The 14000-nt window shown below is 53.3% G+C and carries 21 protein-coding genes and 1 pseudogene; 20 read left to right on the plus strand and 2 right to left on the minus strand.

What is annotated here, in order from left to right; translation table 11 throughout:
• Nucleotides 1-75: 75 nt before the first annotated feature.
• Complete coding sequence (locus tag E6W33_RS26130) at nt 76-483, minus strand: transcriptional regulator (protein WP_136420339.1); 408 nt, start codon at nt 481-483, stop codon at nt 76-78.
• 89 nt (nt 484-572) lie between these two features.
• Between E6W33_RS26130 and E6W33_RS27195 the strand changes: the two genes are divergently transcribed.
• The 3 genes from E6W33_RS27195 to E6W33_RS26145 all read left to right on the plus strand — a co-directional run bounded on the left by E6W33_RS27195 (nt 573) and on the right by E6W33_RS26145 (nt 2684).
• Nucleotides 573-896: a hypothetical protein gene (locus tag E6W33_RS27195; protein ID WP_168798774.1), complete on the plus strand. Its 324-nt coding sequence runs from the start codon at nt 573-575 to the stop codon at nt 894-896.
• 90 nt (nt 897-986) lie between these two features.
• The gene (locus E6W33_RS26140) at nt 987-1406 is read left to right on the plus strand and encodes a helix-turn-helix transcriptional regulator (RefSeq protein WP_136420318.1); all 420 of its coding nucleotides are present in this window, start codon (nt 987-989) and stop codon (nt 1404-1406) included.
• 420 nt (nt 1407-1826) lie between these two features.
• The gene (locus E6W33_RS26145; protein ID WP_136420319.1) at nt 1827-2684 is read left to right on the plus strand and encodes a tetratricopeptide repeat protein; all 858 of its coding nucleotides are present in this window, start codon (nt 1827-1829) and stop codon (nt 2682-2684) included.
• 1841 nt (nt 2685-4525) lie between these two features.
• On the opposite strand, the gene E6W33_RS27200 is transcribed toward E6W33_RS26145, so the two are convergent.
• Complete coding sequence (locus E6W33_RS27200) at nt 4526-4663, minus strand: hypothetical protein (protein WP_168798775.1); 138 nt, start codon at nt 4661-4663, stop codon at nt 4526-4528.
• A gap of 345 nt (nt 4664-5008) precedes the next feature.
• Between E6W33_RS27200 and E6W33_RS26160 the strand changes: the two genes are divergently transcribed.
• From E6W33_RS26160 to E6W33_RS26240, 17 genes and pseudogenes are all read left to right on the plus strand, one after another.
• Nucleotides 5009-5347, plus strand: coding sequence for a hypothetical protein (locus E6W33_RS26160; protein WP_136420322.1), 339 nt, complete (start codon nt 5009-5011; stop codon nt 5345-5347).
• Between the two features lie 421 nt (nt 5348-5768).
• Complete coding sequence (locus E6W33_RS26165) at nt 5769-6119, plus strand: hypothetical protein (protein ID WP_136420323.1); 351 nt, start codon at nt 5769-5771, stop codon at nt 6117-6119.
• Nucleotides 6120-6313: 194 nt separating this feature from the next.
• Nucleotides 6314-6586 (plus strand): hypothetical protein, encoded by a 273-nt coding sequence (locus E6W33_RS26170; protein ID WP_136420324.1) that lies wholly within the window; start codon nt 6314-6316, stop codon nt 6584-6586.
• Nucleotides 6583-6780 (plus strand): hypothetical protein, encoded by a 198-nt coding sequence (locus E6W33_RS26175; RefSeq protein WP_136420325.1) that lies wholly within the window; start codon nt 6583-6585, stop codon nt 6778-6780. The genes E6W33_RS26170 and E6W33_RS26175 overlap by 4 nt, the downstream gene beginning before the upstream one ends.
• Before the next feature lie 54 nt (nt 6781-6834).
• A complete protein-coding gene (locus tag E6W33_RS26180) occupies nt 6835-7458 on the plus strand; it encodes an ERF family protein (protein ID WP_136420326.1) in 624 nt (207 codons plus the stop codon).
• A complete protein-coding gene (locus E6W33_RS26185; protein ID WP_136420327.1) occupies nt 7455-7775 on the plus strand; it encodes a single-stranded DNA-binding protein in 321 nt (106 codons plus the stop codon). Before E6W33_RS26180 ends, E6W33_RS26185 begins: the two co-directional genes overlap by 4 nt.
• Nucleotides 7776-7859: 84 nt before the next feature.
• Nucleotides 7860-8360: a siphovirus Gp157 family protein gene (locus E6W33_RS26190; protein ID WP_136420328.1), complete on the plus strand. Its 501-nt coding sequence runs from the start codon at nt 7860-7862 to the stop codon at nt 8358-8360.
• 502 nt (nt 8361-8862) lie between these two features.
• Nucleotides 8863-9060, plus strand: a pseudogene (locus E6W33_RS27710) (DNA translocase FtsK); the annotation flags it as partial.
• A gap of 57 nt (nt 9061-9117) precedes the next feature.
• A complete protein-coding gene (locus E6W33_RS26200; RefSeq protein ID WP_136420330.1) occupies nt 9118-9924 on the plus strand; it encodes a DUF551 domain-containing protein in 807 nt (268 codons plus the stop codon).
• Between the two features lie 3 nt (nt 9925-9927).
• The gene (locus E6W33_RS26205) at nt 9928-10272 is read left to right on the plus strand and encodes a hypothetical protein (RefSeq protein WP_136420331.1); all 345 of its coding nucleotides are present in this window, start codon (nt 9928-9930) and stop codon (nt 10270-10272) included.
• Entirely contained in the window at nt 10272-10604 is a 333-nt protein-coding gene (locus tag E6W33_RS26210; RefSeq protein WP_136420332.1) for a hypothetical protein, read from the plus strand. The genes E6W33_RS26205 and E6W33_RS26210 overlap by 1 nt, the downstream gene beginning before the upstream one ends.
• Nucleotides 10597-11622, plus strand: a complete 1026-nt coding sequence (locus tag E6W33_RS26215) for a hypothetical protein (RefSeq protein WP_136420333.1) — start codon at nt 10597-10599, stop codon at nt 11620-11622. Before E6W33_RS26210 ends, E6W33_RS26215 begins: the two co-directional genes overlap by 8 nt.
• Complete coding sequence (locus E6W33_RS26220; RefSeq protein WP_136420334.1) at nt 11619-11825, plus strand: hypothetical protein; 207 nt, start codon at nt 11619-11621, stop codon at nt 11823-11825. Before E6W33_RS26215 ends, E6W33_RS26220 begins: the two co-directional genes overlap by 4 nt.
• A 12-nt stretch (nt 11826-11837) precedes the next feature.
• Nucleotides 11838-12083, plus strand: coding sequence for an AlpA family phage regulatory protein (locus E6W33_RS26225; protein WP_247869802.1), 246 nt, complete (start codon nt 11838-11840; stop codon nt 12081-12083).
• A 359-nt stretch (nt 12084-12442) separates the two neighbouring features.
• Complete coding sequence (locus E6W33_RS26230) at nt 12443-12634, plus strand: hypothetical protein (protein ID WP_136420335.1); 192 nt, start codon at nt 12443-12445, stop codon at nt 12632-12634.
• 6 nt (nt 12635-12640) lie between these two features.
• Complete coding sequence (locus E6W33_RS26235; RefSeq protein ID WP_136420336.1) at nt 12641-12841, plus strand: DUF4224 domain-containing protein; 201 nt, start codon at nt 12641-12643, stop codon at nt 12839-12841.
• 3 nt (nt 12842-12844) lie between these two features.
• On the plus strand, nt 12845-13876 hold the full coding sequence (locus E6W33_RS26240) for a tyrosine-type recombinase/integrase (RefSeq protein WP_136420337.1): 1032 nt from the start codon (nt 12845-12847) through the stop codon (nt 13874-13876).
• Nucleotides 13877-14000: the final 124 nt, after the last annotated feature.

Consider the following 14000-nt stretch of genomic DNA (forward strand, 5'->3'; position numbering starts at 1 on the left):
AGGCAAGCACTGAAGCAACTGTCATGAACAGGCACGCGAAAGACAGCCAGAAAACGACGCGTGCGACGGGGTTGATCATGCTGACTTCCCGATCAGCAGGGAGCGCAACAGGCGGTTTTCCTCTTCAGCCTTAACGCGCAGCTCCCGCTCTGCCTCGGCGCGGCGTTCGGCTTCGGACTTAATCATCATTAGCGTGCAGCCAATCTGAAACGCCAGCCATTCGAGATAAATAGTGTTTCCAACCACGTCGCAGAACTTCGCGACCAGATCGCCTTGCAGCGTTGCCTTGCCCTTCTTGATGTTGCTGAAGTAGCCAGCGTCAATGTCCAGAGCAAGGTAAATTTCCTTGTCTTCCAGCCCCGACACGTTGCACGCCAAGCTGAATGCGGCGGCACTTGTCCGCTGCGTGCGGATCGTTTCAATCGTGACCGCTGCCTTTTGCGCGGGCCTTGCAAGAGCTAGTTCGAATTGGTCTTTTTGCATGGTCTTCAAAACATTTGAACTGACTTGTGTACCCTGTTTGGGCAAATAAAAAGGAAACTGTCTACATCGCAACGTCACAAACAAACGCTATGAAACAGTTCCCTCAACTTCAAACTTCTCTGCGCTGCATCAATCTTCTTGCTCAGGGTAAAAAAATCGGCGGTCACATTTCCGCGACCGCCGCAAGCCCTGGTTTAACTCTTGTTGTCCGTGGGGCGACGCTTTTTGCCAGAGGCAATACTGTTTTTGCGCCGGTCGTCGAAAACGTCGGGACGAATAGCCCGCAAGAACTTGAGCTGACTCTTTGGAATCCCTGTTTCTTTTTTCCACTGGGAGACAGCGCCAGGCGTTACCTCGCACAGTTCGGCTGTGGCGGCAGTTCCCCCAAGCCTCTCGATGATGGTGATTGCTAATGTTTGAGCGTCCATATGTCTCTTACTTTAGCGCACTAAAGTCAAAAGCGCAAGCACGCTAAAGCAACTTTTGTTTAGAGTGCTAAAAATATGAAAACAACTCCGCTCGGCGAGCGCCTAAAAGAAGTAATGAAGGAACTGCAGATAGAATCGCCAAAGGACTTGGCGACGTTCTGCGATGTTTCTGAGGGGCTTGTGTCGCAATGGTTTTCCGGAACGACAAAGCTAGGGGCCAAGCCGCTTATCGCCATGTCGAGAACGCATTTCAGCCTTGACTGGATCGTTGACGGGAAGCAACCTAAATATAGGCGGGATTACAAAAAACCACAGCCACAACATATGCAATTGGCAGCAAACCAGGACGACGAAACCCCAAGCCCGGAGACTTACGCTAAGTTGATAATGTTATTTGGGAATGCATCAAAAATCGTACGGAAGGAAGTGTTACGATCCCTCGACAAGGCGGTTAAGGCTAGGCCTACTGATAAGAGCGGGGTTGGAGGCGACTAGCCGCAATCTTGGTCGAGATTCGTCAATTTCTCTAGCGCAATCGCAGATAGCATCTAAGTAGAAATCCTGCTGCTCGCCCCCAAGCTTGCGAAATGCAATGACTAACGCCTCTTCCCTTTGGTTCTTCATGTCTCCCCCGCAGTCATGGATATGAGGCCATACCCATTCAGAATAGTTTCAGTTAAGAAATATAACTTTTGGCTTGCGGTTCTGAATCTGTTGACCACGACCAAGCGGAGAGCAAGCACTGTATGTATACACAGTATATTGCATCAGGGAATGATGGGCAAACCCATAAACATGGTAAGAGTTAGGGGAAATAATTGATCTTGGACAAGTAATTCTAAGTAGATGCATTCCCGCCATCTGTGGTTGGGATGGAATTACCATAGATATGGTATTTCTCCAAGACAATGATTAATGTCAAATGTGCTGTGGGCGAAGTCCTTCGATGATGGACAGGCCAAATTATTTAAACTTGGAGGGGAAATGAAGTCCGCAAAAAAAATGACTATAGCAACGCTCTTGGCATTTTCTCTTCTACAGCCGGCTGTTAGCCATGCTTGGTTCTTTTTTTTCGTTCCACTTGGACTATTCTCGCAGAATGATAAAAAAGCTATCGATGAGATGGAGAGCAAGCAGGACTGGAAAGGATTGCTTGAGCTATCAGAGGCTAGGTTAAAAACAGATGAAAAGAATCCAGACTGGATGCATATAAATGGATTTGCTTTGCAGAAACTCAATCGCTGCCGGGAGGCGGTGCCAAAATTTGAAAAAGCTCTAGAACTCAAGCCAGACTATGTTGAGGCCCATTTAAACTTGGGCGCATGCCTGGTTGAAGTTGGTGATTACGATAGAGTAATTGCTACTCAGACAACGCTAATTGAGAGGGCGCCTGACCGTTGGCAGCCATATTTTAACGTCGCACTATCCTATGTTAGAAAAGGAGATCCAGTCAGGGCGCGTGCTTATCTTGAGCAGCTTAAGTCAAGAAATATGGTGTGGGCAGAGAAGCTAGAGACTCTTCATATCCAGCCACTGGAGGCGCGCATTGAGCGAGATAAAGTTGCCGCACAAGAGCGTGAAAGAGAAGAAAGCGCACGCGCCGAACGCGAGCTACTTACTCGTCAAGAGAGTCAGGCTGATACCGGGCGCGTAAAACAAGCAAGCATGTCAATCGAGCAGCAACTTTCTGAACTTAAGCAACTGTATTCCAAGGGGTTGCTCTCAAAAGACGTGTATTCGGCGCGTCAAAAAGAAATCCTTACTGCTAAATAGTGCACTCCCGATCATCGGCGCTAGAGCGGAGGCAGTGCGCACGGAGAAGGCGGTAAGCAGGAAGAAAAGAATAAGAATGGCAATCAAAATCCACCCGGGTCTTGGAGCAATCGTCATCTGTGACTTCACAGGCTTAAATGAACCCGAGATGACAAAGCGCAGGCTGGCTGTAATCGTTACGCCTTTCATGCGCATGCGTCCCATGCTATGCACCGTTGTGCCCCTCAGCACAACAGCTCCTTTGCCACAGCGGGACTATAACTGCGCCTTGCAAGTCGATCCGCCGCTTCCGGAGCCGTACGACTCACCGCTGCAATGGGTCAAGGGAGACATGGTTTATACCGTGTCACTCGATAGAATTTCCCTTCCCTTTAACGGAAAACTTGAGAATGGGAAGCGGGTTTATGACGTACGAACATTGACTCAGGATGAGATGACTAGGGTTCGGCGGTGCATGCTATTTGGCCTTGGCATGCCACATTTGACCTCGCACCTTTGATCGTATATAGTTGATTTGTATCGAGCTCTGCGAAAGCATCTCGGATCAAGTCCCCTTCGGGGGCCGTCATGCAGCGGAGATTGCAATCCAGCATGGCGTCTATACCGGGGCCGTCAGAAATGATGGCCCTTTGCTTTTCAACCCTCCCCTAGCGGAGGGTTTTTCATTTCCGGCCTCGCCTAAATATCCCACCCAACCGGCCCCGAGCCGGTTTTTTGTTGCCTAAATAAAGCCGGATAAAAATATTTACTTTAGTCCGCTAATTTTGCTTGCGCCTTTTACTTTAGCCTGCTAAAGTTCTTCCATACCGCAACACATCGCAAACAGGGAGAGAGCAAATGGCGAAGGCCAGCAAAAAGAAATCTGCCGAGCAAGAAGAGTCGATCATTTCCTATAAGGGATTCGACGCGCGCATGCAATGCCGTGGCTATCAGTTCGAGATCGGCAAAGAGTACGTGCACGATGGCGAAGTGGAGGCATGTGCAGGCGGATTCCACGCTTGTGAGTATCCGCTTGACGTATTCAATTATTACGCGCCAGGTAGCAGCAAGTTTGCTCTCGTAGAGCAACGCGGCGATCTCTCGCGACATGACGAAGACAGCAAGGTTGCTAGTCGCTCTATTAGCATCAAGGCTGAGATCAGCATTCCCGCGTTGATTACGGCAGCATTCGAGTTCGTTAGGAGCCGCTGCGAGCCAGCAACTTCAGAACATGCTACTGGCAACAGTTCGGCATCGTCCGCTACTGGCGACAGGTCGGCATCGTCCGCTACTGGCGACAGGTCGGCATCGTCCGCTACTGGCAACAGTTCGGCATCGTCCGCTACTGGCTACAGTTCGGCATCGTCCGCTACTGGCTACAGGTCGGCATCGTCCGCTACTGGCAACAGTTCGGCATCGTCCGCTACTGGCTACAGTTCGGCATCGTCCGCTACTGGCGACAGGTCGGCATCGTCCGCTACTGGCAACAGTTCGGCATCGTCCGCTACTGGCAACAGTTCGGCATCGTCCGCTACTGGCTACAGTTCGGCATCGTCCGCTACTGGCGACAGGTCGGCATCGTCCGCTACTGGCAACAGTTCGGCATCGTCCGCTACTGGCGACAGTTCGGCATCGTCCGCTACTGGCTACAGTTCGGCATCGTCCGCTACTGGCGACAGGTCGGCATCGTCCGCTACTGGCTACAGGTCGGCATCGTCCGCTACTGGCAACAGTTCGGCATCGTCCGCTACTGGCTACAGTTCGGCATCGTCCGCTACTGGCGACAGGTCGGCATCGTCCGCTACTGGCAACAGTTCGGCATCGTCCGCTACTGGCAACAGTTCGGCATCGTCCGCTACTGGCTACAGTTCGGCATCGTCCGCTACTGGCGACAGGTCGGCATCGTCCGCTACTGGCAACAGTTCGGCATCGTCCGCTACTGGCGACAGTTCGGCATCGTCCGCTACTGGCGACAGTTCGGCATCGTCCGCTACTGGCAACAGTTCGGCATCGTCCGCTACTGGCGACAGTTCGGCATCGTCCGCTACTGGCTACAGGTCGGCATCGTCCGCTACTGGCAACAGGTCGGCCAGCCTTACAACTGGATGGTGTTCAAGCAGCGAAATCAAGCCCGATCTAACCGGGAAATCTCTTCACGCGGTCGCGATTGCCGTAGGCGGCGCAAGTAAAGCGCGTGCTCCAGCCGGAAGCGCAATCACTCTCTGCTATCGCAATGATGATGGTGAACTGATCCATATCCGCTCCAGCAAGGTTGGCGACAACGGAATCAAGCCAGACACATGGTATAGCCTGAATGAATCCTGTGAATTTGTGGAGGCGCAAACATGGCCGCAGTCGTGACTCCATCACTGGCATTCCGCAACGCCCATGAGTACGAGGCTCAATTGTGCGACGAAGCGGATCGCACAGTCATGGATGAGGAATGGTCTTCTCCTGCCCCGCTGCTGGTCAATGAATCCGAACTTGACGACATGGCAGCGAAGATTGCAGGGACAGGCTTTTTCGATGACGAACTAGGCCAGCAGAAGAAGGCAAGCAAGCTCCTGCAAGCCTGTGCGATTGACTACATGGACGATCCGATGCGCTTGCCGGGATACGTATTCAACGCGTTTGTAGACGAGCTGACAGCGATCACGAAGCTGGCGAAGTACGGGAAAAGATAGTTCAACCAGGTGCGCCCTGCGCCGTCTTGCCCACGAAACGAGGGGCAAGACACAAGGCGGCTCTTACTTATCAACCTCGGTTGAGACAGTGAACAGATGCGGAACATTTGAGAGCTGCCTTGTGTGTTGTAGGCACCTCGGAGAGACGAGGGCTAACACGCATGCGGATTGGATGAGCGCAGCGGAGCGCAAGTAAGCGTCCTTGGCGGTGAATGCCGGATTCGATACCGGCGCGCTTATGTCCGATAGTCCAGTCCGCAGTCGTGTTGGCAACCGCATGAACGGAACTGTCCGGCTAGTACCCGGACCGGAAGAAGTGACAACTGCATGGTTCGCCCAGCTTAGAGATTGCGCTCAATCACGAGAGAGCGAAGTTAGCCCGGTTGCCAACAACCGAATTCAAACACTTGGGAGGGTGGAAATGGAAGCGAAACAAGTCGAAATTGATCGCGTTGGAAATAGCTTTTGGCACGTCAACTGCAAAAACCATCTTGGCGGCGTCATGAAAGAAGTTAGTAGCGATGAGAACGGCTCGCTCATTAAGTGCCTACATTGTGGGGCGAAGGCTTGCTATCCAGTCGGAAGAGTTGGGCGAGTGTTAGCTGATGAGTATTTTGACTGGATAAGCCTTAACGACAGGCTTCCTTCGCACGGGCAACTTATCCGCGCTCGTTCCGATAACGGCGAATGGAACGAGCGCTTTAATAGCAATGAGCCACTTGGATTTATGACTGAGTGGCGTCCATTGGATGAATCGAATGGCAGATCCTGACATGACCCGCACCTTCGCCCTTCTCGCCCTGCTCGCTGCTGTTCTGTGGACGGTCAGCGACAGGCTTGCAAATGTGGTTGTTCTCTTCTGGAGGATTTGATGACAACTAGACTCGAATACTTGTGCCTTGCCGCTGTGTTCATTCTGTGCGGATCGTCGGACTGGATTGCTAGTGCTGTGGCCGGGGTGGCGGCATGAAACAGCTTCGTGAAATCCACGTTCGGGCAATCGACCTTGAAGAACTTGGCGTAGTTATCTGCAATCACGGATATGTTGAAGACGCAGAACTGCGCAAGCAATACAAGCATAACGCTCGCCTTATCGTAACCGCGCATGATCTACTCGAATCGCTGCAAGTCATGAGGGCGCTTGTTCGCATTAAATACGGGAACTTGTATCCCGATGTGAACGTAGAGATTGAAAAGGCAGACGCCGCCATTCGCAAAGCCCTAGGAGAAGAAGAATGACCGCCCGCGCCCTTCTTTCGCTGTCGCTCTATCCGCTGCTGAAGCTGTTCCGCCGCTGGATGTTGCGCCGAAAGCTGACCGCCATCCGCATGCACCTGGATCACATCCGGAAGCAGCGCGAGAACGATTTTCACGTCGAGCGTGTTCTGCAGGGGCGGGAAGCGGTTTTGCAGTCTGACTTGAGGATGTTATGAGCGACTACCGGCAGCAGCAAGAACAGGAAGAACAGCAACTTTGGGAGATTGAACATGAGCGTATATCAAAAATTGCAGCAAGCCCGGATCAAGCTTCAAGGAACGGAGTTGAAGAAATCGGGCAACAACAAGTTCGCCGGGTATCAGTACTTCGAGCTTGGCGACTTTTTGCCAGCGGTGCAGGGCATTTTTAGCGACCTCGGCTTGTGTGGTGTGATGTCTTTCACTGCCGACCTTGCAACGCTGCGTATCGTGGACATCGAGACGAAAGACGAGATTTCTTTCACCTCCCCGATGGGTTCCGCTGCGCTCAAGGGATGCCACGAAGTGCAGAACATCGGCGCGGTCGAGACGTATCAGCGTCGTTATCTGTGGGTCACGGCAATGGAAATCGTTGAGCATGACGCGCTTGACGCTGTCACTGGCGACGGCCAAACAGGAAGCGCCAAGGAAGCTACAAGACAAGCGCCGCGCTCAGTTCCGCAGGTAGCACAAACAGGCTTGAAGGATTCCGAAATCGAAGACATCAAGATTGCCATGCGCGAATGCGGCGATCTGGACGCACTGAAAGCAATGTGGGCGGCAGCGTACAAGAAGGCCAATGATGCACAACGCACAGTTCTGAAGCCCGAATACGAAAAGCAACGCGACTATCTCACCACAAGGAAAGCAGCATGAACAAGATCACCGCAACAGGCCGCGTTGTAGCTGACGCAGAGGTTCGATTCACTCCGAGTGGAGACGCAATCGCCAACTTCCGTCTTGCTTCCGATGTTGGCTACGGCGACAAAAAAACGACCAACTGGTTTAACTGCCAGATTTGGGGTAAGCGCGGTGAGGCACTTGCGCCGCATCTTACTAAGGGCCAGCAAGTGACCGCATTTGGAACGCTGGTGCTGCGCGAATGGACGAACAAAGAAGGCGTAAAGCAACTCAGCCCTGATATTCGCATTGACGAAATCGAACTGCAAGGCGGGAAGCGCGAGGAATCGTAAGCCAAGCCGCAACAGCAGCGCCAGCAGTATTCCACGCCGGATAACTTCGTTTCCGATGATGTGCCTTTTTGATCGGAGCCTGACATGACAGCAATCTCTCTTTTCAAAGCCGCTGACGAACTCGCTCCCCTGCTCGATCAGATCGACGATGACGGCTGCATTTCGCCCGAACTGGAGACGGCCCTTGCTCAGTTTGAGGGCAAGGGACTGAGCGTGACGGCCTACATCCTGAACTGCGAGAAGACAGCGCAGATGATCCACGATGCCGCCGAAGCGATGGATAAGCGCGCCGTGCCACTGGAGAACCGTGCAAAGCGTCTGCGCCAGTACCTTGCCGATCAGATGAAGCGCACCGGCACGACTGAACTTAGCTGCCCCGAGTTCAGCGCGAAGCTGTACGTTGAACGCGACGCAAAGGTTGACGTGTTCGACGAGAAGCAGATTCCTCTGCAGTACATGCGTCTTCCCGAACCGAAGCCGCCCGTTGCCGCGCCTGACAAGAAAGCGATCGCCGACGCAATCAAGAAAGGCGAGGACGTGCCAGGAGCGCGGATTGTGAAGTCTGATCGGCTTGTTATCGCTTAACCCCTACCCCACTAACGGAATAGAGTACATGGACAAGTTCAAATACAAGGGTAAAGCCGAAATTCGCCATCTGAACGTGCGCAAGGAAGGCCCGGACGACGACAAGGTTCTGGCGATCGACATCAAGTTCCAGTGCGTGACCAGCGCAGATATGTTTGATTTCTTCCACGAAGGTATCAAGGAAGTGCTCTTCACCGATGCTGGCGCCGTCAAGAACCTGATGCTCAAGCCGCTCCAGTTCCACAACGCGGTGATGAACTGCGACCTCGAAATCCTCGGACAGCGCTATGGCGGCATCGAGGTAGGAAAGTTCCAGCTCGAACCGAAGGACGGCAACCAGGTGACGATGCAATTCTCAATCAGTCTGCAACCTTCAGGCGATGAAGTAGCGCGCATTTCCGAGTTCGTCATGGACGAGATCGACATCAGCGTCGATCCGCAACCTGAGCTTGATTTTGGTGGCGAGAAAGCACCGTCTGAAAAGCCGTCTCCGGGCTTCAGTGATGGCGACTTTGACCCGCTCTATGAGCAGGCCGTTGAGATCGTGAAGAAGAACCGCCGCGCATCAATCTCGCTAGTGCAGCGCCATCTGCACATCGGATACAACCGCGCTGCGCGCCTGGTTGAATTGATGGAGCAGAGCGGAGTCGTCAGCGCAGAGAATGGAAACGGCTCGCGGGAAGTTCTGAAAGCCGCCTAACAATCCCCTCCCCGCTGGAAGGGGCTACTAGATAGAGGAAGAGAGGGACACGACATCATGACCGATACCAAACTTGAGCCGGAACTGCCGAAGTTGCCAAAACAAGATATTACTTTTGCTGACCATTCGTATCCAGCATTCAGCGCAAAAGCAATGCAATCCTACGCCCTTGCCGCCCTCTCGCAAGCAGCGCAGCCGGGGCCGGAGCTTGCAAAAGACTGCACGATTGAAACGTTCGATACGACGACAGTTGATGGCTATATCCGGCATCTGACGTGGGCAGTATGGCGCGACCACTACGCGGAAACCTCGCCGGATTTCGGGCTTTTGCCTGACACCATCGGCGCGCTGACACAACTCGACAACATGCTTACAGGGTGGACGCTTGAGAAAGACGACGCTATCCGCGCCCTTGCCGCCATCGCCGCCGACCGGAACAAACGCGCTCCGGTGGGGAGCCTGACGGATGACGATCTTCTGCGAATCGCTGATGGCCAAGTGCTCGGTGTGTTTGACGATGCGACTGGAGAATTTCGCGTGTATTTGCAGCCAGGGACAGACATTGCGCACGTTGTTATTGCCTTCGCCCGCGCTCTTCTCTCTTCCGTAGCGCCGAGAGTGCCGGAATGGATCAGCGTGAAGGATCGGCTGCCGGATCTTCATCAGGCTGTTGCTCTGGTTGATGTCGAACGCTGGAGGAATACAGGCGCAGATTTCGAAATCAACCATCATGCAGTCGGCTATCTCTCTTGGTCTGGATACTCCCGCTATTGGTCCTGCTTTGGCGAGTCTCGCGGCCAAGTGCTTGAAGCATTCACCCACTGGTTGCCGCTTCCAGCCGCCCCGCAACCGACACAGGAGTAAGACATGAGAAAAGTTATCGATGAAATCGCAGCAGAGCGTGAGCGCCAAGTTCGCGCCGAAGGCTGGACGGAAAAACATGACGACGAACACGATGACCGCAGTTTGGCACAAGCGGCACGGTGCTACATCGAACATTATGTTGGACGAGCATGGCTACTGGACGATCCTGATGGAGGCATTGCAAGGTATGCAGAAGATGAAATGCCATATGAATGGCCGGACAGTTGGGCTGAGCATTGGTGGAAGCCGAAGAACCCGCGCCGCGATCTTGTCCGCGCTGCCGCTCTGATAGTTGCTGAGATTGAGCGCATTGACAGAGCATCACCGCAACCGACACAGGAGGGGTGATGTCTTGCGAATACGTTAGAGATTACTACGGAGTCCCCGCTGCAATTGGCAGGCGGGTTGTGGTGAGCGGCAAGCCTGGAATCATCGCAGAGGATCGGGGCCATTACATCGGCGTCAATTTCGATGCTGACAAGCCCGGAGTTGTCTTCAACTGCCACCCGACCAGCAACGTCGAATATGGCGATATGGGGAAGGTGCGCAAGCCAAGCCGCCATCAGGCCCGGTACATGCGCTTTCTTGAGTATGGCGATGGGTTTGACTCGTTCATTGATTTTTGCCGATGGGATGCCGCGCCAGAGCGGAGCTGGAATATGGGAGGTAGACATGAATAACACCGATCAGCTGAAGGTAGCGATTGAAGCGTTGAAAGAAAAATTCAATCAGATAGCCAATGCTCGCGTGGCTAAGTGGGAACGCCTTGGAAACGGAGGAATGATCGAACGCGCCAAAGCCGATGCAGTTACTTCGTACGGGATACTTTGCGATGCCATCGATTCGCTTTCCACCGCCGCACAGAGCGCAGGGAAGGATAGTGCCTCTCTCGCCAAGGTGGAGGTGGAGCAGGAGCCGGTAGCGTGGAGATATAAGACACCTATCTGCGACAACAATGGCCGGTGTGTTGGGTACGGCGATTGGATTGTCACAAGCAAGCAAGATTTCCTTGATTGGTGGCCGCATGAACCGCTTCCCGCCGCACCGCAAGCGCAGCAAGAGGCGGGGAAGGATGCGGAACGTCGAGAGGCAAGGGAGGCCCATTACTGGCGTAAATACCTTGTGTACAAACTAGGTAAAGACGGACATTTGTCTTGTCAACACTTAATCAATTTCCTCGACACGCAGCCAAGCAGTCCGCCCACATACAACGCCGCCCTGCAAGCATCGCCCGCCCCCGCACAGCATCAGCACTCATCCTCGCGCATCGGTAGCGACAAGGGGCCGTGCAACTGTGGCGCGGATAGGACGGATGCTGCGGGCGCTGGCGGTCAGACAAACAATGAATGCCCGGCTTGCCCTGTCGAGGTTCGTGATCTGTTCGCTGTGGCGCACAACATCATCGTGCGCATGCCCTCCATCGCAGAAGGCGACCTGAAGCGCGCGGTGGAGAAGATGCAACCGCTGATAGACCGGCATTTTGCGAATCCGGAACATTCACACCCGCGCGGCATGGACATGATTGAGCCGCTGACCGAGACACAGCTGGATCACATCGCGCGATCCTATTTCGCCGAGGAAGATGACCAACAGCATGTCAAGAACGCGATCCACGATGCGTTCATTGAAGCAGCCAAGCCCGCTGCCACCAGCGCAGCACATCAGGAAGGCAATCTCGCCACACAAGGGAGGGAATGATGAAGGAATTTGATATTGATGGCTATTTGTCTGCCATGACAGATAGCGAACTGGTTGATGCATTCAAGCAGGCGGAATCCGATCTCGCTGAAGCTGCCGCTCAGAAGCCGAATTCAGACCGGCATCAGGAGTGCTTTGCTGGACTCATCGTGTTCTGTGCTGAACTACAGAAGCGCGGACTTACTGTCCATAATCCGCATTGAAGGGAGGGAAGGATGAGCAAAGCAAGATTTACCGACGATCAGCTGCGAAGTTCTGGTTTGCAAGTGAATGCGCCCGCCGGTGGTCATCATTTCATGACATTGGGAGAGGTGATTGAATTCACAACGATGCCGCGATCAACGCTTTACTACCAGATAGAGCACGGGAGGTTCCCCAAAGCAGTAAGGATTGGAGCCAGAAAGGTCGCTTGGAAGCGTGCCGATGTTATGGCTTGGTTTGAATCACTATCGGTTTCATGATTTGCAAAGGTCCGCAAGCAGCATGAAATCCACAGCAGAGCGACGAGAAAGGGATAGGAAATGAGCTATCTTCCAAAGATAACAAGCGGACAGTCTTGGTGCTGTAGTAAGGGATGTGGCGAATGCAAACCAAAGGAATCGTTCATCGAATATTCACGTACTGAGCATCCGAATGGCGACATTGAATCGAAGTCACAGCGTGTGTTCGTCAGTGATTGCTGCCATGGGGGCCTGATGCTATGGGATGAGGACAAGCAGGACTTCGTTGAGTGGTCATACACCGATTGTGCCGCATGAAACAAGCAGTCAAGAAGGTAATCGCCGTCTCTCGGCGGGCGTGGAATGTGAAGGGGTAGAGAATGAGCGTCAGAACAGTTATCGAGATCAATCACGACTACATAAAAGGTATGGACGCTGAAGACTGGGAGGACATCAAGCGTTATGTTTTGGCGTCATACACTGGCAGCCAGCACCACTACCGCGAGGTTTCTGGTATCCGCGTTCTTGGATCGCGACATCACAGCGAAGTGCTGAAATTGGTTGTGAAGTAAGGAGAGATGATGAGCGCGGTATTTCTTGAAAGCTCAGAGATTGCCGAGTTGACTGGGCGTAAAATAAAGTCGAAGCAGATCGAAACTCTGCGGAAGATGGGCTTGCCATTCTGGATCAATGCTAGCGGAAAGCCGGTAGTGACACGCTCGGCAATTGAGGGAAAGAAGGAACTTCCACGCAAGAAGGAATGGGATCTTCCGGAATAGATCATGGGACGAAAGCCGACCAAGAATTTGAACTTGCCGCCTCAGATGCGCAGGCGGGAAAAGGCCAGCGGAAAGGTGTATTACTACTACGACACCGGGGAAAAGCCGCGCCGTGAAATTCCATTGGGAGGCGACTTTATTGCGGCCCTGCGGAAATACTCGGAACTGCACCAGATTGGAAGGCCGAACCGAGACATCGTGTTTGGCGATGTCATCAAGAAGTATCGCGCCGAAGTATTGCCGGCCCTGGCTGCAAACACGATTCGCGTCCAGAAGTCCGACCTGAAGTATTTGGAAAAGAACTTCGCTGATGCCCCGCTGGAGGCCGTAAAGCCCGGCCATGTTCACAAATTCCTTGCGAAGTACAAAGATAAGCCGACGACAGCAAATCGCTGCAAGCGTCTATTTTCGGCGATGTGGAATCGCGCGCGAGAATGGGAATACACCAACGCTCCCAATCCTGCTGCCGGCATCAAGGGGCATAAACTCGGGAAGCGTGATGTCTACATTGACGACGCCATTTTCAAGGCTGTATGGGAGGCTGGAAGCGAACCGCTAAGAGACGCAATGGACCTTGCCTACCTGACCGGGCAACGACCTGCCGATGCACTAAAGTTGACGGAGCACAACATCAAAGATGGACATCTTGTCATCAAGCAGGCGAAGACAAAGACGCCTCTTCGCATTACCGTCGTTGGTGAACTGGATACGCTCTTAAAACGAATTCGAGCACGAAAAGATGGCTACAAGATCCACGCAACCACTCTACTCGTCAACACTCAAGGAAAGGCGCTTACAAAGGCCGTGCTGCGGAATCACTTTGACGATGCGCGAGCAGATGCAGCAAAGAAACACCCCGAGTTAGCTGACGACATAAAGGCATTTTGGTTTTATGACCTACGCGCCAAGGCAGCCGACGATACGGCGGATATGCGCGGCGACGAGGCGGCAAGCAATCTTTTGGGGCATAGCGATGTCAAGACGACCAAGCGCCATTACCTGCGGAAAGGCCAGATCGTGGAGCCGACAAAATGATGCTAAGTGATATTTTTGCGGACCAAGAGTAAAATTGCGGACCACGACAAAAGATCGAAACCCGCATGGATAGTGGCCTGCCCAGCAGGAATCGAACCTGCGACCCTCAGCTTAGAAGGCTGAT

The sequence above is a fragment of the Herbaspirillum sp. ST 5-3 genome, from assembly GCF_004804275.1.
Classification (GTDB): domain Bacteria; phylum Pseudomonadota; class Gammaproteobacteria; order Burkholderiales; family Burkholderiaceae_D; genus Noviherbaspirillum.